Here is a 24,913-nt window from a genome sequence, read left to right as displayed (position 1 = left end):
CTCAGCGCGACGTCAGCGGCCCACCGGCCGACAGCGGTGCACCGCCGCGCAACTGCGCATCCAGGAAGGCGTGGCTGAGCCGGAAGCCGTCGCCGATGTCGGACTGGGCCGCCTCGGTCGCGCTGCCGCTGCGTGGGCCGCGCGAACCACCGCCCTGGGGCCCGTGCATGCCGCCGCCCTCGCCGCCAGCTCCGCCGCGTCCACGGCCACCCCCCATGCCGCCGATCGGAGCTTGGCCATGGCGCTGGTCCTGCACATGAAATCCTTCGGGCGCCATCGTGCCGGCCAGGGCGGCATGCGAGACGGCGCCGAGGTTCAGCAACCAGCCGCTGCCCGGCGCAAAGCTGTCGAAGGCCTGCCTGCGCTCGGCGGGGCGGCGCAGCAGGCCGAGCGGGTCCTGGTCGATCTCGCTGGTGATCAGCAAGGTGGCCACGCCGCCGGCCGGGGCCTGCATGGCCGGCGGGCTGATCGCAATGACGGCCTGCCAGCCGGTGTCGTCGCGTGCGTCGAGTGCGGTCTGTGCGCCGGTCTCGTATCCGGCAAGGCTGGCATGGCCCCAGTCCAGTGCCGGCTGGGCCGCGCGAAGGGCCGGCAGCAGGCGGCGCAGCGCGTCGAGCCGGTCGGCGCGCAGGGCCTCGCCATAGTGCAGCAGGCCGAGTTCGCGGAACTCGCCGGTGCGGGCCAGCTCGGAACGCCATGCGGCTGCATCGGCCTCCAGCGGCTGCACGCCCAGCACCGTGTAGCCGGCCTGGGCCCAGGCCGCCGCCCAGCGCTGGCCGGCGTCGCTGCCCTGCCCCAGGCCGGGCAGATAGACGATGACGGGCTGGGCCGCCGCAGCGCTCGCGCTGCGCGTGATGTGCACGCGCCGGCCCTGCAGTTCGAAGCTGCCCAGCGACAAATTCAATTCGCGCGTCGCCGTCTCGGCCCAGGGCTTGGGCGGCGGTGGCCCGCCGGCGCAGCCGGCGAGACCGGCGAATGCGAGGGCGCACAGGAGCAGCAAGCGGCGGGCGGGGCGTGGGAGGCTCATGAGCCGCAACGATAGCCTTGTCACGTCGCTGCTTTGTTTCCCGTCGGCGCTGGTCCCCTAGACTTCCGCCCATGAGAGCAGAAAAGATCGCCTTCATCGGTGGCGGCAACATGGCCAGCGCCATCATCGGCGGCCTGCTGCGCGCCGGCATGAGCCCCGCCCAGTTCATCATCGTCGAGCCCTATGCGCCGCAGCGCGAGAAGCTCGTCGGCGAGTTCGGCGTCGCGGCGCTGGCCGCGGGCGATGCTGGCCTGGCGGCCGCGCAGACCATCGTCTGGGCCGTCAAACCCCAGCTCTTCGGTGCCGCCGCCGAGCCGGTCAAGGACTGGCTCGGCGGGGCCCTGCACCTGTCGGTCATGGCCGGCATCCGCTCGGAGTCCATCGTCACGGCCACCGGCAGCGAGCGTGTCGTGCGTTCCATGCCCAACACGCCGGCGCTGATCGGCCAGGGCATCGCCGGCCTGTATGCGCGGCCGGCCGTGTCCGCCGACGAGCGCGCCACCGTCGAGCGCCTGCTCAAACCGACCGGCCAAACGCTGTGGGTCGAACGCGAGGACGATCTCGACGCCGTGACGGCGCTGTCAGGCTCGGGCCCGGCCTATTTCTTCTTCTTCGTCGAGGCCATGATGGCCGCGGCCGTCGACATGGGTCTCACGGCCGAGCAGGGCCGGCGGCTGGCGCTCGCCACCTGTGCCGGCGCGGCCGGGCTGGGCCTGGCGTCCGACGAGTCGCCGACCACGCTGCGGGAGCGTGTGACGAGCAAGGGCGGTACGACGCATGCGGCCATCACGTCGATGCAGGCGGATGCGGTCGACGCGGCCATCCGGCGTGCCGTGCTTGCCGCACAAAAGCGTGCCGCCGAACTCGGCAAAGAATTCGGCGTCTGAGTGGGTATTGCGACCAGAGACAGCCTGCGCGACTGGCTGCGGGCGCCGGGCTCGTTGAGCCGCCGCCTGGCCCGCCTGGGCGAGCGCTTCGAGGTGCAGGTGCTGCGCCAGGGCGTGGCGCCGTTCCGGGCGCTGGAGCGCGCGGCCCTGGGCCTGCCGCCGCGTGGCCTGACCGTCGTGCGCGAGGTCATCCTGCGCGTCGATGGCCAGCCCCTGGTGTGGGCGCGCTCTGCCGTGCACCAGCGCGCCACCACGGGCCCCTGGCGGGCGCTCAAGGGCCTGGGCACCAAGCCGCTGGCGCATCTGCTCTACGACGACTACCGCATCCACCGCAGCGAGCTGCAACCGCGCCGCCTCTCCCGCCACGGCCACACGCGCCGCCATGCCGAGCGGCAATGGCTGACGGCCACCGGCCGGCCCCCCTCGGCGCAGATGTTGTGGTCACGCAATTCGGTGTTCAGCCGCAGCGGCGCCCAACTGCGGGTGATGGAGCTGTTCGACCCGGGTTTGGCTGGCCAACGGCCCGGGCAGCGCGGCCGCTGACGTCCCCCGGAACAGCAAGCAGGCCAGCTTGCCACCTGCCCTGGGCGCCGACACCAGCCGCCGGACTGCGCGCTTAGCTGTCGCTGAGCTGACGGGATTGCAATGAAACTGTTTTCATGAAGTCATAAATTCGCACCGAGCCCATAAACCCCCATAAACTCAGTCCGTATCAGAGGGGCGTTAGTAGACCCGCCGCGCAATGACGCACAGGTGGGCTGAAAGACCGGGGGCAGTGATGAACACGCGTGACGTAGTGATCTTCAGCGGCGAGCATTTTGTCGTGCCGCAATGCATTCAAAGAATCGACCATTTGTCGACCCATGGCTGGCAGCTGCGTTATGGCGGCACCAAGCTGTTCTCCGACCACAGCCAGGACGGCAGCGGCGCGCGCCGTGCGCTGGCCATGGCCACCAAGGAGCTGCTCAAACGTATCGCGACGCTGCCAGCGCCATCGCGCCTGCGCCGCACGCCCAGCCGCAAGAAGCAGAGCGATCTGCCTTCGGGCATCTCCGGCCCGATCGTGCGCCAGCGTGCCGGCAGCCGTGTCCGTGATTGCAGCTTCGCGGTAACCCTGCCTCGCTTCGGCGAGACGCCGCTGGCGCGCAGCGTCTACATCGGCACCGAGAACACCTACACGATCGAGCGCTACCAGGAAGCCCTGGAGCGCGCCGTGGCCCTGCGCGAGAAGGCCGAGACCGCCTACCAGCGGGCCGCGACCAAGGAGCGCCGTGCTCAGGCCCTGACGCTGAAGGCGCAGATGAGCGGCCTGCTCAGCAAAGCCTGACGCGAGTCATGTCGGCCCCCCTGGCGGGCCGAGCGCCGGGCCGCCCCTAGCCGGCCCGCGTTGGCGATGTGCTTGCGGCTCGATGCCGCAAGCATCGCCGTCCCCCAGGGGGCTGAGGCCGGACACATCACGCCCAGTGGGCGTGATGCGCCTGCCGAAGGGCCGCGGCACTGCCGCGGCGCGGTCTGCAAGACCGGGCGAGGGGCTCCATGAAACCTGTTTGAACCGGCGCGGGCGCCGGCGGCGGACACAATCGGCGGCGCAGCTACTCAGCCCTGCCGCCGCCGATGTCCACCGCCGTCTCCCTGTCCGACCGTGTCCTCGCCTTGTTGAATGCGCTGCGGCCTGCGCCGCAGGCTGTCAACGCGCGAGAGCGCCTGCGCGTCGTGCTCGGCGCCGGCCTCGGCCTGTTGTTGGCCGGCCTGCTGAGCCGCGCCGCGATGGGCTCTGGCCTGCCCTGGCTGGTCGCGCCGCTGGGCGCCAGCGCCGTGCTCGTCTTCGGGGTGCCGGCCAGCCCGCTGGCCCAGCCCTGGGCCGTCGTCGGCGGCAACACGGTGTCGGCCCTGGTCGGCATTGCCTGCATGGCGTGGCTGCCGCTGCCGCCGGCGGGCGTCGCCGCGGTTGCGGTGGCCCTGGCCATTGGTTCGATGTTCCTGCTGCGTTGCCTGCATCCGCCCGGCGGCGCGGCCAGCCTGTTGATGGTGCTGACCGCCACGCACGACTGGCATTTCGCCTTCGTGCCGGTAGCGCTGAACTCCCTGCTGCTGGTGCTGGCCGGCATGGCCTACAACAGTCTCACCGGCCGCCGCTATCCCCATGCCCAGCATGTGCAGCCGGCCGCCCCAGCCCCGGCGGGCGCGAGCGTCGCACCGCCGCGCTTTGGCGACGCCGAACTCAATGCCGTGCTGGCCCGCTACAACCAGGTGCTGGACGTGCCGCGCGACGACCTCGCCAACCTGCTGCACGAGGCCGAGTTGCTGAGCTATCGCAACCGCCTGGGTGGCCTGCGCTGCGCCGACATCATGTCCACGCCCGTCTTCACGGTCGAGTTCGGCACGCCGCTGGCCGAGGCCTGGGCGCTGCTGCAGCAGCACAGCATCAAGGCGCTGCCGGTCGTCGACCGGGTGCAGCGCATCGTCGGCATCGTCACGCGCGCCGACTTCATGCGTGCGGCTGAAGGCCAGCAGCGCGAGGGCCTGGCCGGCCGGTTGCAGACGCTGCTGAAGCCGTCACCGGCGACGCATTCGGCCAAGCCCGAGGTGGTCGGCCAGATCATGAGCCGCCAGGTTCGCGTGGCCAGCGCCGAGCGGCCCATTGCTGAGCTGGTGCCGCTGTTCTCGGCCACTGGCCACCACCATATTCCCATCGTCGGCGAGCAAGCCAGGCTCGTCGGCATCCTCACGCAATCCGACCTCGTGAAAGCGCTCAGCCATGGCCCATGACAACGACATCTTCCGCTGGGGCGTCATCGGCCCCGGCGGCATTGCCAACCGCTTTGCCGGCGCCTTGGCCGCAGTGCCCGGTGCCCGCCTTGCCACCGTGTTCGCGCGCGACGCCGTCAAGGGCGAAGCCTATGCCCGGCAATGGCAACGCGAAGGCGAAGCGCCGGCGCATGTGACGACAGCGCTGCCAGACCTGCTATCAGACGCCGCCATCGACGCCGTCTACATCGCCACGCCTCACTCCAACCACGGCGAATACGTCCGCGCTGCGCTGGAGGCCGGCAAGGCCGTGCTGTGCGAGAAGCCGCTGGTGACGACGCGCGCCGAAGGCCAGACCCTCATCGACCTGGCGCGCGCCAAGGGCGTCTTCCTGATGGAGGCGCTGTGGACCCGCTTCCTGCCCGCCTACGACCTCGCCGGCCGCATGCTGCGCGACGGTGCCATTGGCGAGCTTCGCGCGATGCAGTCGAGCTTTTGCTTCGCCTCCGTCTACGACCCGCTGCACCGCCAGTGGAACCCGGCCCTGGCCGGCGGCTCGCTGTGGGACATCGGCATCTACAACCTGGCCGTGACGCGCTGGGTGCTGCAGCAGATGAACGGCGGCATCTGCCCCGAGCCCGAGTCCATCGACGTGCAGGCCAAGATCGCGCCGACCGGGGTGGACGCGGCCGTCAACGTGACGCTGCACTTTCCCGGCGGCGTCACCTCGCAGTTCCGCTGCGGCTTCGACGCCGCCTCGGTCAACGCCTTCGAGGCCCTGGGGTCGAAAGCGGGCCTGCGCTTCCCGGTCGATTTCTGGCAGGCCGAGGCGGTCGAGCTCGTCACGCGCAAGGCGCCGGCTGAGCGTGTCGCGACGCCGTTCGTCATCAACGGCTTCGAGGGCGAGATCGCCGAGGCGCAAGCCTGCATCCGCCAGGGCTTGGTAGAGAGCCCGCGCATGCCGCATGCCGAGACCCTGGGCTTGCTGGGCTGGATGGATGCCATCCGCGCCCGCTTCCCTGGCGGCGTCAACAAGGCTTGAAGCCCTCAGCGGTGGCCGGCGACAACGACATCTTCCGCTGGGCCGTGGTCGGCCCCGGCGGCATCGCCAACCACTTTGCCGCTGCCTTGGCCGCCGTACCCGGCGCTCGCCTCGCCGCCGTGTTCGCGCGCGACGCGGCCAAGGGCCAGGCCTATGCCGCGCAATGGCGGCGCGAAGGCGAGGCGCCGGCGCGCGTGACAACGGCGCTGCCCGAGCTGCTGGCCGACGCGTCCATCGACGCCGTCTACATCGCCACACCCCATTCCCACCATGGCGAATGCATCCGTGCGGCGCTGGAAGCCGGCAAGGCCGTGCTGTGCGAGAAGCCGCTGGTGACGACGCGCGCCGAGGGTCAGGCCCTGGTGGAGCTCGCGCGCAGGCAGGGCGTCTTCCTGATGGAGGCGCTGCGTACGCGTTTCCTGCCCGCCTATGACATCGCCGGCCGCTGGCTGCGCGAGGGTGCCATCGGCGAGCTGCGTGCCATGCAATCGAGCTTCTGCTTCGCGGCCGACTACGACCCCCAGCACCGGCTGTGGAACCCGGCGCTGGCCGGCGGCGCGCTGTGGGACATCGGCATCTACAACCTCGCCGTGACGCGTTGGGTACTGCAGCAAATGAACGGCGGCATCTGCCCCGAGCCCGTTGCCATGGATGTGCAGGCCAAGATGGCACCGACCGGAGTCGACGCCGCCGTCAACGTGACCCTGCACTTCCCCGGCGGTGTCACGTCGCAGTTCCGATGTGGCTTTGACGCCGCCTCGGCGAATGCCTTCGAGGTGCTGGGCAGCCGGGCGGCGCTGCGCTTTCCGCAGGGTTTCTCGAGTGCCGAAGTCGTCGAACTCGATGCGCATCGGTCGCGGCCCAAGCGCGTCGAAGCCCCCTTCGTGCTCAACGGCTTCGAGGGTGAGATTGCCGAGGCCCAGGCTTGCATTCGCCAGGGTCTGATCGAGAGCCCGCGCATGCCGCATGCCGAGACGCTGGCCCTGCTGGGCTGGATGGACGCGATCCGAGCCCGCTTCCCGCAGGCGGCCTGAGGCCTCACCTCCAAGGTCAACGCAGGGCCAGGTCCACCGCAGTGCCGGCAAAGACCGCGAAGCCCAGCCAGTGGTTGGACCGGAAGGCCGTGAAGCAGCCCGCGCGGCTGCGCCGGTGGATCAGCTTGTAATGCCACAGCGCCTGGGCTGCGGCCACCGCAATGCCCAGCAGGAACCAGCGCCCGAGGCCCAGGCGCAGGCCCAGGCCCGCCCACATGGCCAGGTAGGCGGCGTAGAAGATCATGATGCCGGGCACGTCCCAACGGCCCAGCGCGATGGCCGATGAGCGCAGGCCGATCTTCAGGTCGTCGTCGCGATCCACCATCGCGTATTCGGTGTCATAGGCCAGCACCCAGAACAGGTTGGCCACGAGCAGGGCCCAGGCCGACAGCGGCACCGCGCGCAGATTCCATTCCATGCCGCCCAGGGCTGCGGCAAAGGCCATCGGGATGCCGAAGGAGAAGGCCACGCCCAGCACCGCCTGCGGCATGGCCAGCACGCGCTTGGCGAACGGGTAGGCGATGGCCACGGCCAGGGCCGCGAAGCTCAGCAGGATGGTGGGCGGGTTGGTCGTCAGCACCAGGCCGAAGGACACCAGGGACAGCACCGCGCCGAGGATCAAGGCCTCCTTCACCGACACCGCACCCGTCGTCACCGGCCGCGCGGCGGTGCGCTGCACATGACGGTCGAAATCGCGGTCGGCCACGTCGTTGACGCAGCAGCCCGCCGAGCGCATCAACACCGTACCGAGGGTGAACACGGCCAGCAGATGCCAGCCCGGCCAGCCATCCGCCGCGATCCACAGCGCCGACAGCGTCGGCCACAGCAGCAGCAGCCAGCCGGCGGGGCGGTCCCAGCGGATCAGCTGCAGATAGAGCGCGAGCCGCGACGGCTGTGAGGGACCTGGGGCGGCGGGGGCGGTGGTCGACATGGGGGCATTTTCACGCCGCGCGGGGGCGCTGGTTTGCTGCATAGTCGTCGGATTGCATTGGGAGGTTTCTGCGATGAGCCTTGCCACCCGCGACCTCGTGCTGCTGCACTGGCAGCTCGCCAATGCCCAGGACTGGGCGGGCCTGGGCCGTTTGCTGCATCCCGAAATGACCTACGAGGCGCCGCAGAGCCGCGAGCGCATCCGCAGCCCGCTGGGCTATGTGGACTTCTTCGCGACCTGGCCCCAGCCCTGGCGGGTCGAGGTGCTGCGTTGCATTGCCGACCACGGCAGCGCGATGACGCAGATCAGCTTCATCAGCAGCGCGCCGCCGATGATGGGCCTGACCCTCTTCGACCTGAAGGACGGCCTCATCCTGCGCGTGACCGACTATTGGCCCGACCCCTATGAACCGGGGCCGCGGGCGTCCAAGCATGTGGAACGGTACTAGGGCACCATGCAAATCTCGGCTCGGCTCAGGAATACGACAACGTCGCATGCGGTCCAGGTGAACACGGCGGGTCAGGCCAAGCCCCTGGCCACAGAGGGTCGTGCGGGCGGTGGCTCAGCCGTCAACGGTGGTGAGTTCCTGATGCTGGCTCTCGCCAGCTGCTATTGCAACGACCTCTACCGCGAAGCCGTGCGGCTGCAGATCGAGCTGACCGAGGTGGAGGTCGAAGCGAGCGCCGAGTTCGACGGCATTGGCCTCGCCGCGCGCGACATCCAGTACCGCGCCCGCCTCGTCTCGCCGGCTTCGCCCGAGCAGATCGAGCAGCTGCTGGCCGAGACGGATGCCGTGGCCGAGGTGCACAACACGCTGCGAGCCAGTTCCATGGTCCGCCGCCTGCCCTGGCCCGACGAAACCTGAAAGCTGCACCAAGTGCGATGCCCCGTCTGACGCAGGGCCATGCCTGGCGCCTCTAAAGTCGCTGCGAACTCATTTCGCCACTCACCATGACCGACCTCAGCCGCTTCCCCATCACGAAGAAATGGCCCGCCGCGCACCCCGAGCGCCTGCAGCTCTATTCGCTGCCCACGCCCAATGGCGTCAAGGTGGCCATCGCGCTGGAGGAGATCGGCCTGGCCTATGAGCCGCATCTGGTCAAGTTCGACACCAACGACCAGCTCACGCCCGAGTTCCTGTCGCTGAACCCGAACAACAAGATCCCCGCCATCATCGACCCGAACGGTCCGGGTGGCCAGCCGCTGCCGCTGTTCGAGAGCGGCGCCATCCTGATCTACCTGGCCGACAAGACCGGCCAGCTGCTGCCCAAGGATGCGGCCAAGCGCTACGAAGCCATCCAGTGGCTGATGTTCCAGATGGGCGGCATCGGACCGATGTTTGGCCAGGTCGGCTTCTTCCACAAGTTCGCCGGCAAGGACTACGAGGACAAGCGCCCGCGCGACCGCTACATCGCCGAGGCCAAGCGCCTGCTCAACGTGCTGGACGTGCACCTGAAAGGCCGCGACTGGCTGGTCGGCGACGAATACACGATCGCCGACATCGCCACCTGGCCCTGGGTCAACAACCTGGTTGGCTTCTACGGCGCTGGCGATCTGGTCGGCTTCGATGACTTCACCGAAGTCAAGCGAGTGCTCCAGGCCTTCCTGGCTCGTCCCGCAGTGCAGCGCGGCCTCAAGATCCCGGCACGGGACTGAATCGGCCCCTCGCCCAGTCTTGCCGCGCTGGACGCGGGCGAGCCTGGTCGGTCCCCCGAGGGGACGGCGATGCTTGCGGCATTGAGCCGCAAGCACATCGCCAGGGTGGGCCGGCTCGGGAGCGGCCCAGCGCTCGGCCCGAATACGAAATGCAGAGGTTCAGTTCGCGTGGCCGGTCAGGTCGCGTGCGCGCTGCAATGAATCTGCCACGATGCGCGCCGCCGTCTGCGCCAGGGCGGGCGTGTGGTCGGCCATGACCTGCATGCGCAGCCGGGCGCTGTTCAGCGACACGGCCGGGTACTCGACGAGGTTGGCCAAAAGCCCGGCCTGGCTCATCTCGCGGCTGGCCACGCGGGCCAGCGCGTCATGCCCCAGCATGACCGGCACGATCGGCGAGGGATGGCCCAGCACGGTGATGCCCTGCTCGGTCAGCGCGCCGCGCAGGCCCAGGATGGCGCGCATCAGCCGGTCACGCCGCTCCACGCCTTCGTTGGAGCGCACGATGGCCAAGCAGGCGCGAATGATGGCCACCTGCACCGGTGACAGCGCGTTGGAGAAGGTGTTGGGTGCGGCATAGAAGCGCAGGTACTCCTTGATCGCGCGGTCATGCGTGGCCACAAAGCCGCCGTTGGATGCGAAGGTCTTGGAGAACGACCCCATCACCAGGTCCACCTGGCCCAGCACGCCCTGCAGCTCGAGCTGCCCGCCGCCGCCGGGCCCCATGCAGCCCAGGTCGTGCGCCACGTCCACCATCAGCAGTGCGCCATGCTCATGCGCCAGCGACTGCAGCCGGCGGATGTCGGGCGAGTCGGCGTCCATCGAGAAGCAGCCCTCGGTGACGACGAGGATGCCGTTGTGCGGGTCGCGCTGGCGCACACGCTTGAGCAGGCGCTCGACATGGTCGACGTCCAGATGGCGGTGCAGGTGCACGTTGGGCGTCGCCGCCCGCGCGCCCTCGTGCAGGCAGTTGTGGGCGAGCTGGTCGATGATGATGTGGTCGGCCTCGCGCACCAGGCCCTTGATGGCTCCGAAGCCCGCGGCCCAGCCCGTCGGGAACAGCAGCACCTCGGGCATGCGCAGCAGCTCGCCGAGTTCCGCTTCCAGGAGGGTCGCCTCCTCGACATTGCCGGCCAGTGCGGTGGAGCCCGCGCTGTGCACGCCGTAGCGCTCCATGGCCGCCTGCGCCGCGGCGCAGATCTTGGGGTGGCGGGCCAGCGACAAATACTCCTGCGACGAGAAGTTCAGCCCCGCATGGCGCTGACCGTCCAGCAGCGTCAGCTCGGCGGTGGCGCCCGGCCGGCCGCCCAGGCGCTTGGCATAGGGAAAGACGCCGTGCGCCACACGGTTCTCAGCCCAGGCATGGAAGGCCTGGGCCTTGGCGGCCAGGTCGGCGCCGGGTTGCGTCAGGTAGTCGAAGGACGAGCCGCGCAGCTCGGCCCCGTCGGTGAAGTCCTCCCTCGCCGTGGTCTCCACGGCCCGTTCCATCAGTTCGTCCATTGCGGCCCCCAAAAGAAACTCGTTGTTGTGGGGGCGGACTGTGCGCAGCGCAGGTGCGCTACGCATCCTCATTTTTGGTGGGTCTGGTCAGCTCCCCCCGCAAAGGGGTGTCGGTTCTGCTGGCGGATTCATTTCAAGGCCATGACGCGGTCGCCCGCCTGCGGCACACAGTCCGCCGCCAGCGCGGCGCCGCCCTCGCGTTGCACGACGCCCTGCGGCCCATGGCAGAACTCGATGCGCCGCGCCGTGGGCCAGCGCTGCAGCGCGAAGGCTTCGAGGCTGTCGGGCAGGCTGGTCTTCACGGCGCTGGCGCGCAGCTGCTCGCGGGGCTGGTCGTCGAAATGCAGCCAGGGCATGAAGTGGCCGGCCATCAGCAGCCAGCCGGAAACCCGTACCGGCTCTGGCGCATAGCCCTCGCGTTGCAGCCAGGCCTGGGCGTCCGCTCGCGCATGGGTGCCACCCACGGCGGCGGCGAGCAACTCGGCCACCCACTGGTTGCAGTTCTGGTATTGCGTGCTGAAGGGATAGGCATTGGCGCTGTAGTTGGCGTTCAGCAGGCCCAGCGCTACGGGCTTGTCCAGTGCCGTGGCGGCCAGCGGCGCGGCGGCCTCGGCCGGCAGCAGCAGCAGGCTCACATAGCCCACGTCGGCATCGTCGCTGCCCGAGATGAAGCCGGCCAGACCCTGGTCGAAGAGCCGAGGCGCGCCTTCGGCACAGGCGTAGTAGAGCTGGCGCACGGCCCAGGGCGTATCCAGACCGTCGGCCAGCGCGATGCCGGCATGGGAGTAGCGCAGACCGAAGCGCGACAGATCGGTGCCCGAGCGCGAAATCAGCGCGGCCGGGCTGCCCGACTCGGCCAGCGCCTGGCGGACGACGGCCGCGAAGCGCAGCAGCCTGTCCTGCTGCGCGGCCGTGATGTCGTGCTTGGAATCGCAGCCCCGGGGCGGTAAGCCAGCCTCGGCGATGGCCGCCGTCAGCAGCAGCGCGGCCGTGACTGCGGTTCGGATCAAGGCTTGACGACGCGAGTCGCCAGCTCGCGTTGCCAGGCGTCTTCCAGCACGAGGAAGAAGGCGGTGCCGGTGTCGGCATGCGCGAAGGCGACGCCATAGGCCTGGGGCGTGGCCTGCACCTCGTCGCCGACGTTGACGGCCCGCGCCGCCAGCGCCTGCTGGGGCAGCGTCAGCTCGACGGGCGCGGCGCCGTCGCGCTCCAGCTTCAGGCGCAGCTTGCCAGCGGTGTCCGCCCGGGCCACCTCGGTGACGCGGTAGCGGCCTTCGGCGCGGCGTTCCTCGCCGCTGCTGCTGTTGGACGATCCCTTGAAGGAGTCTGACACGCTGCCCGACGCGGACGAGCCGGCATCGGCGGCCGAAGAGGCGGTGGTGGACGAGGCGTGGGCAGCCTGTGCGGCCAGGGCCAGGGCGGCGAGAAGGATGAGGCGCATCGTGGGCTCGCGTTGGTGGAAATGGCCAACGATAGCGCGGATGCGTCAGCGCTTTGTTAACGCCTCGGGGCCGGCCTCCAGCGTGTCGAGGATGGGGCAGTCGGGCCGCTCGTCGCCGTGGCAGCTTTGCACGAGCTGCTGCAGTGTCTCCTTCACGGCCTGCAGCTCGGCAAGCTTGATGTCCACCTCGGCCAGGTGTTCCTGCGCCAGCGCGCGAACTTCACGGCTGGGCCGATCCCGGTCCTGCCAAAGGCCGAGCAGGGCGCGGATCTGCGCCAGCGAGAAGCCGAGGTCGCGCGAGTGGCGGATGAAGCGCAGCAGATGAACTTCACGCTCGCCATAGATTCGGTAACCCGACTCGCTGCGCGTCGGTGCTGCGAACAGGCCGATGCTCTCGTAGTGCCGGATCATCTTGGCCGACACGCCCGAGGCCTGGGCGGCAGCACCAATGTTCATGCCGATGTTCATCGCCGCTCCTGCATCGCCGTGCCGCGCCAGCGCTTGAGCGTCAGGGCATTGGCGACGACGCTGACGCTGCTGAAGGCCATGGCCGCGCCGGCGATGACGGGGCTGAGCAACCCAAAGGCCGCGAGCGGGATGCCGACGACGTTGTAGGCAAAGGCCCAGAACAGGCCCTGGCGGATCTTGGCGTAGGTGCGGCGCGACACATCCAGTGCGTCGGCGACGAGGCGCGGGTCGCCGCGCATCAGCGTGACACCGGCCGCTTCGGTGGCCACGTCGGCACCGCCGGCCATCGCAAAGCCGACCGACGCCGCCGCCAGCGCCGGCGCGTCGTTGATGCCGTCACCGACAAAGGCGACGACTGCGCCGCCCTCGCGCAGCTGCTGCACGACCGCAGCCTTGTCGGCGGGCAGCACTTCGGCGTGGACCTCGGTGATGCCGAGGGCCCGCGCGACGCCGGCCGCCGCGCCGTGGCTGTCACCGGTCAGCATGACGGTGCGGATGCCGCGGGCCTGCAACTGGGCAACGGCCTCGGCCGCCGTGTCCTTGACGCGGTCGCCGAAGGCCAGCAGGCCGAGCAGGCGCTGCTCGGTGCCGCCTTCGACCAGCCAGGAGACGGTCTGGCCCCCGGCCTCCAGCCGCCGCGCCTCGCCGGCCAGCGCGCCGCCGTCGACACCCAGCTCCTGCGCCAGCCGCGCGCTGCCAAGGGCGACCCTGCGACCCTGGACGACACCCTCGACACCACGGCCCGGCAGCGCAATCGCGCCTTCGACCGGCAGCGCCACCAGGCCCTGGGCCGCGGCGAGCACGGCCAGGGCCAGCGGGTGGCTGCTGGTGCGCTGCAGCGCGGCGGCGAGTTGCAGCAGCTCCTCGCGGCGTATGCCTTCGGCAGGCAGGGCGGCGGTCAGCGTCGGCTGGCCCACCGTCAGCGTGCCCGTCTTGTCGAAGGCGACGATGGTGACGGCGTGCGCCAGCTCCAGCGCTTCGGCGTCCTTGATCAGGATGCCCTGGCGCGCCGCGACGCCGGTACCGGCCATCAGCGTCGTCGGCGTGGCCAGGCCCAGCGCGCAGGGGCAGGCGATGACGAGGACGGCCACCGCGTTGACCAGGGCCTGCTCGGCGTTGCCCGAGTGCATGAGCCAGCCCGCAAAGGTCAGCGCCGCGAGGGCCAGCACGACAGGCACGAAGACGGCGCTGACGCGGTCGACGACGCGCTGGATGGGCGCTTTGGCCGCCTGTGCCGACTCGACCATGCGGATGATGCGCGCCAGCGTCGTCTCGGCGCCGATGGCGGTGGTGCGCACGGTCAGCGCGCCTTCGGCATTGATGGCCCCACCGGTCACGCGCTCGCCCGGCGACTTGGCCACCGGCAGGCTCTCGCCGGTGATCAGCGATTCGTCCACGTGGCTGTGGCCCGTGGCGATCTCACCGTCCACCGGGATGCGGTCGCCGGGGCGCACGGCAACGAGGTCGCCGACGCGGACCTCGGCCACCGGCACCTCCGTTTCGGTATCGCCGCGCAGCACGCGCGCGGTCGCTGGCCGCAGCGCATTCAGTGCGCGGATGGCGTCCGTCGTCTGGCGCTTGGCGCGTTGCTCGAGGAACTTGCCGAGCAGCACAAGCGTGATGACTGCGGCCGAGGCTTCGAAGTAGAGATGCGCATGGCCGGGATGGCGCAGCAGCAGATAGACCGACAGGCCGTAGGCCGCCGAAGTGCCGAGGGCCACCAGCAGGTCCATATTGCCGCTGCCGGCCCGCAGCGCGCCCCAGCCCGCGCGGTAGAAGCGCGCGCCGAGCACGAACTGCACCGGCGTGGCCAGCAGCAGTTGCAGCCAGCCGGGCAGCACCACGCCCAGCAGCATGGGCAGCATCAGCGGCAGGCTCAGCAAGGCGCCCAACGCGACCGGCCACCAGGCGGGCAGGCCGCCATGGGCTTCGGGCGCGGGCGGCGCGCAGGCCTCGACGAGGGTGGCCGGGTAGCCTGCCTTGCCCAGGGCCGCCATCAGCGCGGCGACGGGCACATTGGGCAGGGCCTGGATGCTGGCCTTTTCGGTCGCCAGGTTGACGCTGGCCCGCAGCACGCCAGGCACGGCCTGCAGGGCCTTTTCGACGCGGCGCACGCAGGACGCGCAGCTCATGCCGCTGACCTGCAGCGTCACGTCGTTCAGTGCGGTGGCGGGGGCGGTGGTGCTGTTCATGCCGGTATCGTCAAGCTTCCCATCATGGCAAGGTCAAGCGCTTTCTGCTTTGACGCAGCTCAATCCAGCACCAGCGCCTCGGCCAGGTGGCTCCAGACCGTCTGCACACGCTGCAGATGGCGAGTCTCGGGGTGGGTCAGCAGCCAGAGATCGGTCTCGGCCTCGTCCAGCGGCTCGGTCAGCCGGCGCAGTTCTCGCTTCGGCTCGGCCAGGAAGAGGGGCAGCACGCCCACGCCCAGGCCCTGCGCCACCAGCTCAGCCACGCTCTGCACGCTGCCGGTGCGAAACGCCGGCTGCAGCGCCGGGAAGTGCTTCTGGCGCCAGCGCACCGAGGGGTGTTCGGGCAGGCCGTCGTCGGGTGCGACCCAGGCCGCGTCGCCGGCCTCGACCTGGTCCCAGTGCTTGATGGGGCTTGAGCGTGCCGCATAGAGGGCGACGCGGATGGGGCCGATACGGCGGCCGATCAGGTGGGGCGGCGGTTTGCTGGTGGCGCGCAGTGCGATGTCGGCATCACGCCGCGTCAGGCTCGCCAGCTCGTTGCCGGTGTGCAGCTCGAACTGCAGCCGGGGCTGCGCCTGGTGCAGGGCCGCCAACGCCGGCGCGAGCAGGCCGTGCAGCAGCGTGTCGGTCGTCGTCAGGCGCACGGTACCGGCGGCCTGGCCGGGCTGGGCCTGGGCGGCGGCGCGGGCCGCTTCCAGCGCGGCTTCCACCTGCTCCGCCTGGGCGGCCAGGGTGCGTGCCAGCTCGCCGGCCTTGTAGCCGCGCCGGCCGCGCTCGAACAGCGCCTGGCCCAGGCCGCGCTCCAGGCGCTGCAGCATCCGGAACACGGTCGACGCGTTGACGCCCAATCGCTCGCCGGCCGCGGCCAGCGTGCCGGCGCGGTGCAGGGCCAGCACCAGGGCGAGGTCGGTGGAGACAAGTTCGTATTGCATTGCTGCAATGTAGGTTGACTTGGATGCGTATTTCGCTGCGCCGTCTGCCTACCTACATTGGCTGCGTCCCACCACTTTCTGGAGATGCGCCATGGCGTCCTCGACCTCCCTGGGCCTGCTGCTGCTGCGCCTGTCCCTGGGCTTGATGTACCTCGCCCACGCGGGGCTCAAGCTTTTCGTCTTCACGCTGCCGGGCACGGCGCAGTTCTTTGCCGGCCAGGGCTTGCCGGGTGCGCTGGCCTACGTGGTGTTCGCGGCGGAGGCCATCGGCGGCGCGCTGCTGCTGCTCGGCGTCTACCCGCGTCAGGTCGCGCTGGCCCTCACACCCATCCTGCTGGGCGCGGCCTGGGTGCATGCGTCCAATGGCTGGGTCTTCAATGCCGCAGGCGGCGGCTGGGAGTACCCGGTCTTCCTGGCCGCGATGTCTGTCGTGCTGTGGCTGGCCGGCGATGGCGCTGCCGCCCTCAAGCGTAGCCAGCGGTTCACCTGGCGTGCGGCATGACTGCGCTGACATTGATCAGCCACGCGCTTTGCCCTTATGTGCAACGCGCCGCCATCGTGCTCAAGGAGAAGAGCGTGGCCTTCGAACGCCTGGACGTGGACCTCGCCAACAAGCCGGACTGGTTCCTGCACCTGTCGCCGCTGGGCAAAACGCCGGTGCTGTGCGTTGGCCGCGAGGCGCTTTTCGAGTCTGCCGTCATCTGCGAATACCTGGACGAGACGCGGCCGCCGCGCCTGCATCCGCAGGACCCGCTGGCGCGGGCCCGCGAGCGGGCCTGGATGGAGTTTGGCTCCGCCGTGCTGAGCGGCATCGCCGTGCTCTACAGCGCGGCGGACGATGCGTCGCTGGAACGGGCCTATGCCGCGCTGCGTCTGCGCTTCGAGCAGGTGGAAGCGGTTCTTGGCGACGGCCCCTGGTTCGCCGGCCGGCGCTTCGGCCTGGTCGACGCGGTCTTCGGCCCGGTGTTCCGCTACTTCGAGGTCATCCCGCCCGAGGGCCTGTTCGACGGCCTGCCGCGGGTGCAGGCTTGGCGCGAGGCCCTGGCAGGGCGGCCCTCGGTGCGCGAGGCCGTCGCGCCTGGCTATGCGCAGAGGCTGCGCGACTTCCTGCTCGAACGCGGCTGCGCGCTGGCACGGCGTCTATGCACGGACGCGACCAATTCAATACCAAAAGAAATAACGATTCGTCCAAATATTCAAAAAAAGATATAATAGTGGGCTGCCGTGGTAATGCCTTCCTGACGGCTTGTCCACGGCCACAAAAGGCCGCGGTTCGCGACCTTCGACACTTCTTGGCCGGCAACCGAGCCAAAAAGCACTCCCGCCGGGCGACTCAAGCCGGGCAACCCTGACTGAACAAGATTTCGAACAACGCCATCTCCATGGGCAAATACGTCGTTTCGCCCGCGACACACCCGACCGACTGTGGCCGCTTTCGCGCCTCGTTCTCGGTTCACCGGGCCCAAGGCAACGACAGTTGCCGTCGTGTGTTCCGCTTCGACACGACCTTTGCCTCACGCGAAGCTGCCCGGCTGTTCGCCGTCACCCAGGGCTGGCTGCAGGCGTGCATGCCAACCCACCCCGGATGCTGACGATCTGGCTCCGCCAGTTTCCGCCGACATCCCACTCGCTGCGGACCCCCGATTCGCAGATCCGCATCCTCGCGATGCGTCAATCCTCAGAAAGGCTCGTCCATGAGCAACAAAATTTACGTGGGTAACCTGCCCTATTCCGTGACCGATTCCAGCCTGAAAAGCAACTTTGCCGAGTTCGGCAGCGTTTCCTCGGCCAAGGTCATGATGGACCGGGAAACCGGCAGTTCCAAGGGCTTCGGGTTTGTGGAAATGGCTTCGGCCGACGTCGCCCAGGCCGCCATTGCCGCCCTGAACGGCATGTCCGTCGATGGCCGCGCCATCGTCGTGAGCCTGGCTCGCCCCCGCGAAGCGAACAAGGATTCGAGCGGTTACAGCGCAGCCGGGTACACCGCAGCCAAGCGTCCCGATGTCGGCTACGGCACGGGCGGCTTCGGCGGTGGTCGCTACTGAACACAGCGGCGCCCTGTGAATGACCGGCTCTTCTGAGCCGGTTTTTTTTCGCCTCGCGCGAGACGACCGAACGGTGCGAGCTCTGGCCACAATGGCCTGATGAGCCGCCGCCGATTTGTCCTTCTCGCTAGCTTCGTCTGGACGTTTGCCGCCGCCGAGCCGGCCTACTTTCCGCCCCGTGGCGACTGGCAGCGCGCCGAGCCGGCCGCGATGGGCGTCGACGCCGCCAGGCTGGCCGAAGCCGTCGCCTATGCCCAAGCGCATGAGAACCCCGCGCCGCGCGACCAGGCCCTCTACCTCGCCCAGAGCTTCGGCAAGAACGAACCCTATTTCGGGGGCCAGATCGGTCCCACGCGCGAGCACGCCGCAGCCAACGGCCTGGTCATCTACCGCGGCAAGCTGGTGGCCGAGTGGGGCGACACGCGGCGCGTTGACATGTCGCACAGCATCACCAAGACCTTTTTGTCGACGGTCGTGGGCGTGGCCTGGCAGCAGGGTTTGATCAAGAGCACCGACGAGCGCGTGGCCGACGCCATGCCGCCCGGTGTCGACCTGTTCGCCACGCCGCATAACGCGCCCATCACCTGGGAGCACCTGCTGCGCCAGACCAGCGATTGGCAGGGCACGCTGTGGGGCAAGCCCGACTGGGCCGATCGCCCCGTGGGCAAGACGCCCGAGGACTGGCCGAACCGCCCGCTGTATGAGCCGGGCACGCACTACAAGTACAACGATGTGCGCGTGAACGTGCTGGCCCTGGCCGCCTTGCAGGTCTGGCGCCGGCCGCTGCCCGAGGTGCTGCGCGAGCAGGTCATGGACCCGATTGGCGCGTCCAGCCGCTGGCGCTGGCACGGCTACGAGAACAGCTGGGTGGAACTGGACGGCCAACGCATGCAGTCGGTTTCCGGCGGCGGCCACTGGGGCGGCGGCATGTTCATCGACGCCTGGGACATGGCGCGCTTCGGCTATCTCCACTTGCGCCAGGGTGAGTGGGCCGGTCGCCAGCTCATTTCGCGCGACTGGATCGCCAAGGCCCGCCAGCCCGGGCCGGACAACGCCGAGTACGGCTACTGCAACTGGTTCCTCAACACTGGCCGCAACGCCCTGCCTGCGGCGCCCGAGAGCAGCGTGACCTTCCGCGGCAATGGCCAGAACATCATCTACGTCGACTGGGAGAACGATGTCGTGGCCGTCGTGCGCTGGATCGACAACGGGCCGGCCCTGAACGAATTCATTGGCCGGCTGCTGGCGGCGGTGAAGCGCTGAAAGGCGCTGGAGAAGGGTTCAGATCTTCAGCTGGAAAAACGCCGCCTGCAGCCCGGTCACGCCACCCACGCGCTGGTCGTTGATGAAGATCTGCGGCACCTGGCGCACAGACGGGCCGCACTTTTCGAAGAAGGCCATGCGCTGCTCGTCGTCGTCGATCTTGAGCTGTATGGCCGAGGTCTAAAGGGCGTCGTTAGCATCAGGCTCTTGCGTCCCGAAGGAGAAGTTCCATGACCCAGCGCCGATCCGATGTCGTCCGTCTCGCCGCCGCCGCACTGCTGGCGCCCTGGACGCTGCGCGCTGTTGCTGCTGATGAGCCGCGCCGCAAGCCCGACCTGGGCGATGCCGCCGAAGGCACGTACGAGGGCGACGTGATCTCGGACTCCAAGGGCTCGTCCAGGAGTGGCGTGACCGTGACGGTGACGCGCATTGGCAAGAACCTCGTGCGGGTCACGTCCAGCTATCCGCGGCTGCCGGTGGTCGAGGTGTTGCTGACGCTGGCCATGGGCAAGATCCTGCAGGCGCGCGGCGATAGCGTGTTCCTGCTCGACCGCACGCAGTCACCCGCGAAGCTGGACGTCAGCTTTCTCAACGAGGTGAGCTGGTCGGGGCTGCGGCGCTGACATGAGCAGCTGCGCTCGACGGGCCCGCCAGGAGTCCTATCTCACAGCGCTCTGAGCACTGCGGATGGTTTCGTACACGCTCTTCGCATTGAGGATGAGGTCAAAACTCGGACCAAGGTTCTGTTCCGCCCCAGGCCAACCACGCATGCCGCCGAACATGGCCGCCATGGGATGCTGAGCACCAAACGTGATGGTGCCCTCGCCTGACCTGGCCTCAGACAAGGACAGATCAGTGAGCGTACGGAGGCTGAGCGATTTCACCTTCCGCGCGAACACGCCCGAGACGATGATGACCCTCTCTGAAGTAACGGCGTAGTAGGTATTTGCGCGCTGGCGCGCCTCGACAAAGAACCTGCCGACCACGAAGTACACGCCGACGAGGACGAACGGAATACCCCACAGCACAAAGAATGCTGGCGTGTTTGGCGCCCTGAGTGCAGAGGCTTCCCAGAAGACCGCGAACCCGCACCACAGCAAGCTAAAGGGGATGGTGAAGGCATCCGACCCGCGGACGACCACGCCTTGCCGGGGCTGCCCCCACCAGAGGGGCTTTTCACTGGGCGAGAGCTCCCGCTGAACTTCTTCGTTCATGGAGTCCATGGCAGGTGAGGATCGGTCATTCATCTGTCGCCCCAACGCCAGCGTGGTGGCTCGCCTTTGAGCCAGCACACGGCGACAAGCCCCAGGCAGACCGCGACGGTATACGCGATGAATAACAGATGCCCTAGCTGCCCACGGAAGATCGCGCCCAGAGAGAGCAGCGCCGCAAAGGCGGACAAGACCACCCAGCCTTGCCAGGTGTTCGGGACACCCCAGCCCCAGCCATAGCGCTTGGCTGGGAACCAGTAGTCATCTGCTCTATTCGGCATGGTCGATGCTGGCCCACGTGCCGGTGTGCCATCTGTGACGGAGATGCCAATCTAGGGCTTCCGGCATTAGGTTCTCATAAGGGTTCGAAGCTGGGGCGACAAGAATGCGTCAAGGACGGCATTCACCTGGGCCATTCACACCCAGCACTTTCGCCAGCCTTGCGGGAAGCAGTCCCGCACCGATGCCCGGTAGTGGCCGCGAGGCGCATCAGCCATCAATCCACGAACGTCCAGCTGTCCGCCCCATCAAACCGCCGCACCTGCACGTCCTGCAGCAGCCGTGGCTCGAAGTTGTTCAGGTTCACGCCGTGCCGGGCACCGGCTTCGGCGACAAGGGGCTCCCAATGCGTCGAGCAACCGCAATGGGCGCAGCGAATATTGCGCAGCGTCTTGTCACCCCAGACGTACTCGGCCGTGTGTTCGGGATGCCCTTCGACCTTCACCGTGCCGAGCTCGTAGTAGGCCCACAGGCCGCCAAGGCGGCGGCAGATCGAGCAATTGCACTTCGTCGCCTTCTCGGGCGCAAAGGGCAAGGTAAGGCGAACGGCGCCGCAGTGGCAGGCGCCTTGGAGCAGAGGGTCAGGTGTCATAGGCTTGTCCATGGCACCTGACGATAGCTGCGTTCGGCGGCGTGGGCGAGACCCCAGCGATAGCTATCGATAGCTGTCCGGAGCCGGCCTTGCCAGGGCCGCCAGCATCGCCACGCCGGTGTAGTGGCCAACCAGCTGCGTGATCTCGATCAGCGCGGCCTCGTCGAAATGGCGGCGCAGCCTGGCCCAGGTCGCGTCGTCGACGTCCAGGTGCTGGACGAGACCATCGACCAGCTGGAACACGGCCGCCAGCTCGGGCGTCCACAGCGCTGCATCGGGCTTGGCCTCGCGTAGGTCGGCGATCTGCGCATCGCTCAGGCCCATGCGGCGCGAGATCGTCTGCTCGTGCAGGTTGAACTCGTAGGCGCAGCGTGCCATGGCACAGGTGCGCAGGATGACGGCCTCGCGCAGCATGGGTGCCAGGCGCTTGCGGTCCGCCAGGCCGGTGGGACCGAGGAAGCCGGTGTCCACCATCTCCTTGAACAGCTCGCCATGGCGGGCGACCGTCAGGAAGATCTGCGGCGGCGGGAAGCCGGGTGGCAGCAGGCGGTTCATGCGCTCGGCCAGGTCGAGCGGCAGCGGCAGGGTTTGCGGGGCAATGCGGGGTGTGTGTGTGTTCATGCTTCGAATTTAGAAGCGTTGCGGTAGGCGGACTCTAGCCGAGCTTGCTTCTAAAATCAAAGCATGACGACAAAACGCCTCGCAAAGCTGGCCATGGCGGACACGCCCGCCTCGGGCAAGGTTGCGATCAACGCCGCGCTGGAACTCTTCCACCGCCGCTGGACGCTGCGCATCCTGTGGGAGCTGCGCGCCGAGGACGCCAGCCTGAACTTCAGAGCGCTGCAGGCCGCCTGTGGTGACTTGTCGGCCTCGGTGCTGAACCAGCGCCTGGCGGAGTTGCGCGAGGCCCTGCTCGTCGAGCATGACGCAGGCAGTGGCTATCGGTTGGCGCCCCACGGGCGCTCACTGCTGTTGGCGATCGAGCCGCTGCTGCAATGGGCGCCGCGCTGGGCGCGCGAGGTGCAGCGAAACACGACGCCGCGATGATCAGGAACGGTCGGGGCGTTCGGGCCGAGCGCTGGGCCGCTCCCGAGCCGGCCCGCGTTGGCGATGTGCTTGCGGCTGGATGCCGTAAGCATCGCCGTCCCCACGGGGGACCGATCAGGCTTGCTCGCGTTCAGCGCGCAAGACTGAGCGAGGGGCACACCATTTAGGCCGGCACCCGGACGGCGAGGCGGGCTCGCTCGATGGCGGCGATCAGCGCCTCTTCCGAATAGGGCTTGCCCAGCAGCTGGGTCACACCGGCGGCGGCGGCCTCGGCCTGCTTGTCGTCGGAGGACGTGATCATGACGACGGGCAGGTCGGCCGTCACAGCGGCGGCGCGCACCTGGCGGGTCAGCTCGAAGCCGTCGATGCCGGGCATCTCGACGTCGGTGATCAAGAGGTGCGGCAGCTCGGCGGCCATCAACTCCAGTGCCTGCTCGCCGCTCTCGGCCAGCGCGACGCGATAGGTCTGGCCGGTCAGCAGGCGGCTGATCTTGACGCGCACGATCTTGGAATCGTCGGCGACGAGGACGAGGGTTTCGTCGGCCCGCAGTTCGCGGGTGGCCAGGGCCGCCGCGGCAGCAGCAGCAGCAGCTTCAGCGGCTTCCCGCGCGGCCTGTTCCTCCGCCCGGCGCCGGGCGGCAGCCACGCGCTCGGCCTCGGCCTGCTCGGCGGCCAGCCTGAGGGCCTCGGCTTCTCGGGCGGCGCGTTCGTCCTCCAGGCGTTGCAGCTCGGCAGCCTCGCGGGCGGCCTGTTCGCGGGCTTGGCGTTCGGCTTCGGCCTCTTGTTGGGCTTTCAGGTCGGCCAGGCGGCGTGCTTCGGCTTCGCGAGCGGCGGCTTCCTGGGCGAGGCGCTCAGCCTCGGCGCGTTCCTGCGCCAGCCGTTCGGCCTCTGCGGCTTCGGCGGCCTCGCGAGCGGCCTGCTCGTCGGCTTCGCGCCGTTGTGTCTCGGCACGTTGTTCTGCCAGGCGCTGGGCCTGGGCCTCGAAGCGGAGGGCTTCTTCGTGCTCGACGCGTGCCCGCTCGGCCTCCAGCTGTTCTTCCTCGGCACGCTGCTGGCCCAGGCGCTGGGACACGGCGGCCTCGACCTCGCGCAGGGCCTGATCGTCGGCCTGCTGGCGGGCGGATTCGGCGGGTACGCGCGGGGCGCGAGTCGCATATTCGGCCCGTGCCAGCGTGAGGCGCTCGGCTTCGCGGCGCCGGGCGTCGGCACGGGACTTTTGTTGCCGGCGTCGGCCGAGCCACAGCAGGAACAGCACGACGGCGACCGCCACGGCGGCCAGGGGCCAGGTCAACAGCTCGTTCATCTTCGGGGGACGTGCGCTACTTCAAAGTCGCACATCATCGGGCCAGTGAGTGTCCGCTTCGCGAACAGGCCTTTCGAGGAAGGCCCAGGTGGCGCCGTTTGTCACGCCTTGGCGGCTGGAATTCAGCGCTGGGGCGGCGGCAACAGGCCGGCAGTGTGGGTCGCGCTGCCGGGCGCGTCGTCCTCGCCGGGCACGAAAAGCGTCAGGACGCACGCCAGCACCGACACCACGAGCGTGGCGGTGAACTTGAAGCGGGCTGACGTGGCCATGGCCTGGATAGTGAGCCATGTCGCCGCCGGACGCTCCCCCTAACTCGCCAGTGAATGCTGACGGCGTACTGGCAGCAGTCAGCGCAAGCCCATGGTGCGCCGGTACTGGCCCGGCGTCGCGCCCAGGGCGCCATTGACGTGGCGGGTCAAATGGCTGGCGCCGGCATAGCCGCAGGCGGCGGCGACGTCGGCCAGGGGCAGGGCGGTGTCGCGCAGCAACGTGCGGGCGCGGTCCAGGCGGCGGGCGGCGACCCAGTCGTGCACGCTGCAGCCCATGGAGACGCGGAACATGCGGGCGAAATGGAATTCGGACAGGTGGACCTGGGCGGCCAGCCGGGGCAGGCTCAACTCGGCGCTGTCGAGGTGGGCATCAACGAAGTCCAGCACCCGACGCCGCGCCGCCCCGGACAAGCCACCCGGCGAGCGTTCGGCTCGCTCACGCAGCCGCGGCCGGGCGGCCTGCAGCACGAGGTGATCCAGCGCGGCCTGGCTCAGCGCATCGATGCGCAGGCGCTCGGCGGGGTCCTGCCAGTCGTACCTGGCAACGCCCTGGGCCCAGGCGGCAAGTGTGGCGTCCTCGCCAAAGATGCGCTGCTCCAGCGTGATGGCGCGGGGCTCGGCGTCCAGCAGGCGGACGATGCGGTCGGCCCAGGCGTCGTCCGACAGGTAGAGGTGGACGAAGCGCAGCGGCCCGGCCACGTTCCAGCGCGACTCGTGCTCGGCTGGCAGGATGCAGTGGCAGCCGGGCGAGCCGGTCTCGCGGGGTGTCTCGATGAGGTGGGTGTCGTGTCCGCCCTGCAGATAGACCGACAGGGTGTGGTGGCCGGGCCGCTGGTAGTCCATGCGCCCGCCGTCGTTGCACCACTGCACCAGGCGCAGGTCGTCGGCGAGCGTCAGCTCACGTTCCCGGCGCGCGCTGGAGCGGCCCAGCACGTCGAAGACGGGCTGGTGGGCCGTGGCGCCGGCGGTCAGGTCGAGCATGCAGCGATGCTAGGTGCTAAGCCCTTCCCCGTGCCGGCCTGAGGCCGACGATGCGCAGGAATATGCAA

At 69.2% G+C, this 24,913-nt stretch carries 31 protein-coding genes; 16 read left to right on the top strand and 15 right to left on the bottom strand.

From position 1 onward, the window contains the following. Position 1: 1 nt before the first annotated feature. Positions 2 to 1,027 (bottom strand): hypothetical protein, encoded by a 1,026-nt coding sequence (locus ACXJLH_RS12530; protein ID WP_457444400.1) that lies wholly within the window; start codon positions 1,025 to 1,027, stop codon positions 2 to 4. 71 nt (positions 1,028 to 1,098) lie between these two features. On the opposite strand from ACXJLH_RS12530, the gene proC reads away from it, so the two are divergent. The 6 genes from proC to ACXJLH_RS12500 all read left to right on the top strand — a co-directional run bounded on the left by proC (position 1,099) and on the right by ACXJLH_RS12500 (position 6,738). Then, positions 1,099 to 1,914, top strand: a complete 816-nt coding sequence (proC, locus tag ACXJLH_RS12525; protein WP_457444398.1) for a pyrroline-5-carboxylate reductase — start codon at positions 1,099 to 1,101, stop codon at positions 1,912 to 1,914. After that, positions 1,915 to 2,457 (top strand): chorismate--pyruvate lyase family protein, encoded by a 543-nt coding sequence (locus ACXJLH_RS12520; protein ID WP_457444397.1) that lies wholly within the window; start codon positions 1,915 to 1,917, stop codon positions 2,455 to 2,457. Between the two features lie 235 nt (positions 2,458 to 2,692). Continuing rightward, on the top strand, positions 2,693 to 3,241 hold the full coding sequence (locus tag ACXJLH_RS12515) for a hypothetical protein (RefSeq protein ID WP_457388401.1): 549 nt from the start codon (positions 2,693 to 2,695) through the stop codon (positions 3,239 to 3,241). A gap of 287 nt (positions 3,242 to 3,528) precedes the next feature. Next, the gene (locus ACXJLH_RS12510; protein WP_457321736.1) at positions 3,529 to 4,683 is read left to right on the top strand and encodes an HPP family protein; all 1,155 of its coding nucleotides are present in this window, start codon (positions 3,529 to 3,531) and stop codon (positions 4,681 to 4,683) included. After that, positions 4,673 to 5,704, top strand: coding sequence for a Gfo/Idh/MocA family protein (locus ACXJLH_RS12505; RefSeq protein ID WP_457321734.1), 1,032 nt, complete (start codon positions 4,673 to 4,675; stop codon positions 5,702 to 5,704). The genes ACXJLH_RS12510 and ACXJLH_RS12505 overlap by 11 nt, the downstream gene beginning before the upstream one ends. Continuing rightward, positions 5,701 to 6,738 carry a Gfo/Idh/MocA family protein gene (locus ACXJLH_RS12500; protein ID WP_457444395.1) on the top strand — a complete coding sequence of 346 codons (1,038 nt, stop codon included), beginning with the start codon at positions 5,701 to 5,703 and terminating at the stop codon, positions 6,736 to 6,738. The genes ACXJLH_RS12505 and ACXJLH_RS12500 overlap by 4 nt, the downstream gene beginning before the upstream one ends. Before the next feature lie 16 nt (positions 6,739 to 6,754). On the opposite strand, the gene ubiA is transcribed toward ACXJLH_RS12500, so the two are convergent. Beyond that, positions 6,755 to 7,669, bottom strand: a complete 915-nt coding sequence (gene ubiA, locus ACXJLH_RS12495; RefSeq protein ID WP_457352062.1) for a 4-hydroxybenzoate octaprenyltransferase — start codon at positions 7,667 to 7,669, stop codon at positions 6,755 to 6,757. A gap of 73 nt (positions 7,670 to 7,742) precedes the next feature. Between ubiA and ACXJLH_RS12490 the strand changes: the two genes are divergently transcribed. From ACXJLH_RS12490 to ACXJLH_RS12480, 3 genes are all read left to right on the top strand, one after another. Beyond that, positions 7,743 to 8,117 carry a nuclear transport factor 2 family protein gene (locus ACXJLH_RS12490; RefSeq protein WP_457444393.1) on the top strand — a complete coding sequence of 125 codons (375 nt, stop codon included), beginning with the start codon at positions 7,743 to 7,745 and terminating at the stop codon, positions 8,115 to 8,117. A gap of 6 nt (positions 8,118 to 8,123) precedes the next feature. Next, positions 8,124 to 8,534 carry an OsmC family protein gene (locus ACXJLH_RS12485; RefSeq protein ID WP_056201021.1) on the top strand — a complete coding sequence of 137 codons (411 nt, stop codon included), beginning with the start codon at positions 8,124 to 8,126 and terminating at the stop codon, positions 8,532 to 8,534. 86 nt (positions 8,535 to 8,620) lie between these two features. Continuing rightward, positions 8,621 to 9,325, top strand: coding sequence for a glutathione binding-like protein (locus ACXJLH_RS12480; RefSeq protein ID WP_457444391.1), 705 nt, complete (start codon positions 8,621 to 8,623; stop codon positions 9,323 to 9,325). A gap of 159 nt (positions 9,326 to 9,484) precedes the next feature. Here the strand turns inward: ACXJLH_RS12480 and ACXJLH_RS12475 are convergent, their stop codons facing one another. The 6 genes from ACXJLH_RS12475 to ACXJLH_RS12450 all read right to left on the bottom strand — a co-directional run bounded on the left by ACXJLH_RS12475 (position 9,485) and on the right by ACXJLH_RS12450 (position 15,855). Continuing rightward, positions 9,485 to 10,822 (bottom strand): aminotransferase class I/II-fold pyridoxal phosphate-dependent enzyme, encoded by a 1,338-nt coding sequence (locus ACXJLH_RS12475; protein ID WP_457444389.1) that lies wholly within the window; start codon positions 10,820 to 10,822, stop codon positions 9,485 to 9,487. A gap of 128 nt (positions 10,823 to 10,950) precedes the next feature. After that, entirely contained in the window at positions 10,951 to 11,832 is an 882-nt protein-coding gene (locus tag ACXJLH_RS12470) for a DUF2145 domain-containing protein (RefSeq protein WP_457321723.1), read from the bottom strand. Next, a complete protein-coding gene (locus ACXJLH_RS12465) occupies positions 11,829 to 12,263 on the bottom strand; it encodes a hypothetical protein (protein ID WP_056201014.1) in 435 nt (144 codons plus the stop codon). The genes ACXJLH_RS12470 and ACXJLH_RS12465 overlap by 4 nt, the downstream gene beginning before the upstream one ends. A 45-nt stretch (positions 12,264 to 12,308) precedes the next feature. Beyond that, positions 12,309 to 12,719: a Cu(I)-responsive transcriptional regulator gene (gene cueR / locus ACXJLH_RS12460; RefSeq protein ID WP_457444478.1), complete on the bottom strand. Its 411-nt coding sequence runs from the start codon at positions 12,717 to 12,719 to the stop codon at positions 12,309 to 12,311. Between the two features lie 8 nt (positions 12,720 to 12,727). Beyond that, positions 12,728 to 14,923, bottom strand: a complete 2,196-nt coding sequence (locus ACXJLH_RS12455) for a heavy metal translocating P-type ATPase (RefSeq protein WP_457444387.1) — start codon at positions 14,921 to 14,923, stop codon at positions 12,728 to 12,730. A 59-nt stretch (positions 14,924 to 14,982) separates the two neighbouring features. Beyond that, a complete protein-coding gene (locus tag ACXJLH_RS12450; RefSeq protein WP_457444385.1) occupies positions 14,983 to 15,855 on the bottom strand; it encodes a LysR family transcriptional regulator in 873 nt (290 codons plus the stop codon). 91 nt (positions 15,856 to 15,946) lie between these two features. On the opposite strand from ACXJLH_RS12450, the gene ACXJLH_RS12445 reads away from it, so the two are divergent. From ACXJLH_RS12445 to ACXJLH_RS12420, 6 genes are all read left to right on the top strand, one after another. Continuing rightward, the gene (locus ACXJLH_RS12445; protein ID WP_457444383.1) at positions 15,947 to 16,357 is read left to right on the top strand and encodes a DoxX family protein; all 411 of its coding nucleotides are present in this window, start codon (positions 15,947 to 15,949) and stop codon (positions 16,355 to 16,357) included. Further along, positions 16,354 to 17,067, top strand: a complete 714-nt coding sequence (locus tag ACXJLH_RS12440; protein ID WP_457444381.1) for a glutathione S-transferase family protein — start codon at positions 16,354 to 16,356, stop codon at positions 17,065 to 17,067. The genes ACXJLH_RS12445 and ACXJLH_RS12440 overlap by 4 nt, the downstream gene beginning before the upstream one ends. A gap of 170 nt (positions 17,068 to 17,237) precedes the next feature. Continuing rightward, on the top strand, positions 17,238 to 17,447 hold the full coding sequence (locus tag ACXJLH_RS12435; protein WP_082532848.1) for a hypothetical protein: 210 nt from the start codon (positions 17,238 to 17,240) through the stop codon (positions 17,445 to 17,447). Between the two features lie 102 nt (positions 17,448 to 17,549). Further along, entirely contained in the window at positions 17,550 to 17,900 is a 351-nt protein-coding gene (locus ACXJLH_RS12430; RefSeq protein ID WP_056201001.1) for an RNA recognition motif domain-containing protein, read from the top strand. Positions 17,901 to 17,999: 99 nt separating this feature from the next. After that, positions 18,000 to 19,163: a serine hydrolase domain-containing protein gene (locus ACXJLH_RS12425; RefSeq protein ID WP_457321714.1), complete on the top strand. Its 1,164-nt coding sequence runs from the start codon at positions 18,000 to 18,002 to the stop codon at positions 19,161 to 19,163. A gap of 230 nt (positions 19,164 to 19,393) precedes the next feature. Beyond that, the gene (locus ACXJLH_RS12420; protein WP_457321712.1) at positions 19,394 to 19,786 is read left to right on the top strand and encodes a hypothetical protein; all 393 of its coding nucleotides are present in this window, start codon (positions 19,394 to 19,396) and stop codon (positions 19,784 to 19,786) included. 36 nt (positions 19,787 to 19,822) lie between these two features. Here the strand turns inward: ACXJLH_RS12420 and ACXJLH_RS12415 are convergent, their stop codons facing one another. The 4 genes from ACXJLH_RS12415 to ACXJLH_RS12400 form a co-directional block, all read right to left on the bottom strand. Next, positions 19,823 to 20,386, bottom strand: a complete 564-nt coding sequence (locus tag ACXJLH_RS12415) for a PH domain-containing protein (RefSeq protein WP_235532040.1) — start codon at positions 20,384 to 20,386, stop codon at positions 19,823 to 19,825. Positions 20,387 to 20,406: 20 nt separating this feature from the next. After that, a complete protein-coding gene (locus ACXJLH_RS12410; protein ID WP_082532847.1) occupies positions 20,407 to 20,655 on the bottom strand; it encodes a hypothetical protein in 249 nt (82 codons plus the stop codon). A 215-nt stretch (positions 20,656 to 20,870) separates the two neighbouring features. Continuing rightward, complete coding sequence (locus ACXJLH_RS12405) at positions 20,871 to 21,245, bottom strand: GFA family protein (protein ID WP_457321708.1); 375 nt, start codon at positions 21,243 to 21,245, stop codon at positions 20,871 to 20,873. A 63-nt stretch (positions 21,246 to 21,308) separates the two neighbouring features. Further along, positions 21,309 to 21,866: a carboxymuconolactone decarboxylase family protein gene (locus tag ACXJLH_RS12400; protein ID WP_457444379.1), complete on the bottom strand. Its 558-nt coding sequence runs from the start codon at positions 21,864 to 21,866 to the stop codon at positions 21,309 to 21,311. 63 nt (positions 21,867 to 21,929) lie between these two features. Between ACXJLH_RS12400 and ACXJLH_RS12395 the strand changes: the two genes are divergently transcribed. After that, on the top strand, positions 21,930 to 22,292 hold the full coding sequence (locus ACXJLH_RS12395; RefSeq protein WP_457321704.1) for a winged helix-turn-helix transcriptional regulator: 363 nt from the start codon (positions 21,930 to 21,932) through the stop codon (positions 22,290 to 22,292). 163 nt (positions 22,293 to 22,455) lie between these two features. Here the strand turns inward: ACXJLH_RS12395 and ACXJLH_RS12390 are convergent, their stop codons facing one another. The 3 genes from ACXJLH_RS12390 to ACXJLH_RS12380 form a co-directional block, all read right to left on the bottom strand. Next, the gene (locus tag ACXJLH_RS12390) at positions 22,456 to 23,595 is read right to left on the bottom strand and encodes a response regulator (protein ID WP_457321703.1); all 1,140 of its coding nucleotides are present in this window, start codon (positions 23,593 to 23,595) and stop codon (positions 22,456 to 22,458) included. A 122-nt stretch (positions 23,596 to 23,717) separates the two neighbouring features. Beyond that, entirely contained in the window at positions 23,718 to 23,864 is a 147-nt protein-coding gene (locus tag ACXJLH_RS12385) for a hypothetical protein (RefSeq protein WP_157281872.1), read from the bottom strand. A 78-nt stretch (positions 23,865 to 23,942) separates the two neighbouring features. After that, positions 23,943 to 24,845 carry a helix-turn-helix domain-containing protein gene (locus tag ACXJLH_RS12380; protein ID WP_457324820.1) on the bottom strand — a complete coding sequence of 301 codons (903 nt, stop codon included), beginning with the start codon at positions 24,843 to 24,845 and terminating at the stop codon, positions 23,943 to 23,945. Positions 24,846 to 24,913: the final 68 nt, after the last annotated feature.

The organism is Roseateles sp. P5_E4, assembly GCF_054049255.1.
The sequence above is the reverse complement of the archived record's forward strand: the minus strand, read 5'-3'. Positions and strand labels throughout refer to the sequence as shown.

What these genes read in the sequence shown, in the direction of transcription:
- ACXJLH_RS12530 (WP_457444400.1), bottom strand. Translation starts at nt 1,027, where the DNA reads ATGAGCCTCCCACGCCCCGCCCGCCGCTTGCTGCTCCTGTGCGCCCTC.
- proC (WP_457444398.1), top strand. Translation starts at nt 1,099, where the DNA reads ATGAGAGCAGAAAAGATCGCCTTCATCGGTGGCGGCAACATGGCCAGC.
- ACXJLH_RS12515 (WP_457388401.1), top strand. Translation starts at nt 2,693, where the DNA reads ATGAACACGCGTGACGTAGTGATCTTCAGCGGCGAGCATTTTGTCGTG.
- ACXJLH_RS12510 (WP_457321736.1), top strand. Translation starts at nt 3,529, where the DNA reads ATGTCCACCGCCGTCTCCCTGTCCGACCGTGTCCTCGCCTTGTTGAAT.
- ACXJLH_RS12505 (WP_457321734.1), top strand. Translation starts at nt 4,673, where the DNA reads ATGGCCCATGACAACGACATCTTCCGCTGGGGCGTCATCGGCCCCGGC.
- ubiA (WP_457352062.1), bottom strand. Translation starts at nt 7,669, where the DNA reads ATGTCGACCACCGCCCCCGCCGCCCCAGGTCCCTCACAGCCGTCGCGG.
- ACXJLH_RS12490 (WP_457444393.1), top strand. Translation starts at nt 7,743, where the DNA reads ATGAGCCTTGCCACCCGCGACCTCGTGCTGCTGCACTGGCAGCTCGCC.
- ACXJLH_RS12485 (WP_056201021.1), top strand. Translation starts at nt 8,124, where the DNA reads ATGCAAATCTCGGCTCGGCTCAGGAATACGACAACGTCGCATGCGGTC.
- ACXJLH_RS12480 (WP_457444391.1), top strand. Translation starts at nt 8,621, where the DNA reads ATGACCGACCTCAGCCGCTTCCCCATCACGAAGAAATGGCCCGCCGCG.
- ACXJLH_RS12475 (WP_457444389.1), bottom strand. Translation starts at nt 10,822, where the DNA reads ATGGACGAACTGATGGAACGGGCCGTGGAGACCACGGCGAGGGAGGAC.
- ACXJLH_RS12465 (WP_056201014.1), bottom strand. Translation starts at nt 12,263, where the DNA reads ATGCGCCTCATCCTTCTCGCCGCCCTGGCCCTGGCCGCACAGGCTGCC.
- cueR (WP_457444478.1), bottom strand. Translation starts at nt 12,719, where the DNA reads ATGAACATTGGTGCTGCCGCCCAGGCCTCGGGCGTGTCGGCCAAGATG.
- ACXJLH_RS12455 (WP_457444387.1), bottom strand. Translation starts at nt 14,923, where the DNA reads ATGAACAGCACCACCGCCCCCGCCACCGCACTGAACGACGTGACGCTG.
- ACXJLH_RS12450 (WP_457444385.1), bottom strand. Translation starts at nt 15,855, where the DNA reads ATGCAATACGAACTTGTCTCCACCGACCTCGCCCTGGTGCTGGCCCTG.
- ACXJLH_RS12445 (WP_457444383.1), top strand. Translation starts at nt 15,947, where the DNA reads ATGGCGTCCTCGACCTCCCTGGGCCTGCTGCTGCTGCGCCTGTCCCTG.
- ACXJLH_RS12440 (WP_457444381.1), top strand. Translation starts at nt 16,354, where the DNA reads ATGACTGCGCTGACATTGATCAGCCACGCGCTTTGCCCTTATGTGCAA.
- ACXJLH_RS12435 (WP_082532848.1), top strand. Translation starts at nt 17,238, where the DNA reads ATGGGCAAATACGTCGTTTCGCCCGCGACACACCCGACCGACTGTGGC.
- ACXJLH_RS12430 (WP_056201001.1), top strand. Translation starts at nt 17,550, where the DNA reads ATGAGCAACAAAATTTACGTGGGTAACCTGCCCTATTCCGTGACCGAT.
- ACXJLH_RS12425 (WP_457321714.1), top strand. Translation starts at nt 18,000, where the DNA reads ATGAGCCGCCGCCGATTTGTCCTTCTCGCTAGCTTCGTCTGGACGTTT.
- ACXJLH_RS12420 (WP_457321712.1), top strand. Translation starts at nt 19,394, where the DNA reads ATGACCCAGCGCCGATCCGATGTCGTCCGTCTCGCCGCCGCCGCACTG.
- ACXJLH_RS12415 (WP_235532040.1), bottom strand. Translation starts at nt 20,386, where the DNA reads ATGGACTCCATGAACGAAGAAGTTCAGCGGGAGCTCTCGCCCAGTGAA.
- ACXJLH_RS12410 (WP_082532847.1), bottom strand. Translation starts at nt 20,655, where the DNA reads ATGCCGAATAGAGCAGATGACTACTGGTTCCCAGCCAAGCGCTATGGC.
- ACXJLH_RS12405 (WP_457321708.1), bottom strand. Translation starts at nt 21,245, where the DNA reads ATGACACCTGACCCTCTGCTCCAAGGCGCCTGCCACTGCGGCGCCGTT.
- ACXJLH_RS12400 (WP_457444379.1), bottom strand. Translation starts at nt 21,866, where the DNA reads ATGAACACACACACACCCCGCATTGCCCCGCAAACCCTGCCGCTGCCG.
- ACXJLH_RS12395 (WP_457321704.1), top strand. Translation starts at nt 21,930, where the DNA reads ATGACGACAAAACGCCTCGCAAAGCTGGCCATGGCGGACACGCCCGCC.
- ACXJLH_RS12390 (WP_457321703.1), bottom strand. Translation starts at nt 23,595, where the DNA reads ATGAACGAGCTGTTGACCTGGCCCCTGGCCGCCGTGGCGGTCGCCGTC.
- ACXJLH_RS12385 (WP_157281872.1), bottom strand. Translation starts at nt 23,864, where the DNA reads ATGGCCACGTCAGCCCGCTTCAAGTTCACCGCCACGCTCGTGGTGTCG.
- ACXJLH_RS12380 (WP_457324820.1), bottom strand. Translation starts at nt 24,845, where the DNA reads ATGCTCGACCTGACCGCCGGCGCCACGGCCCACCAGCCCGTCTTCGAC.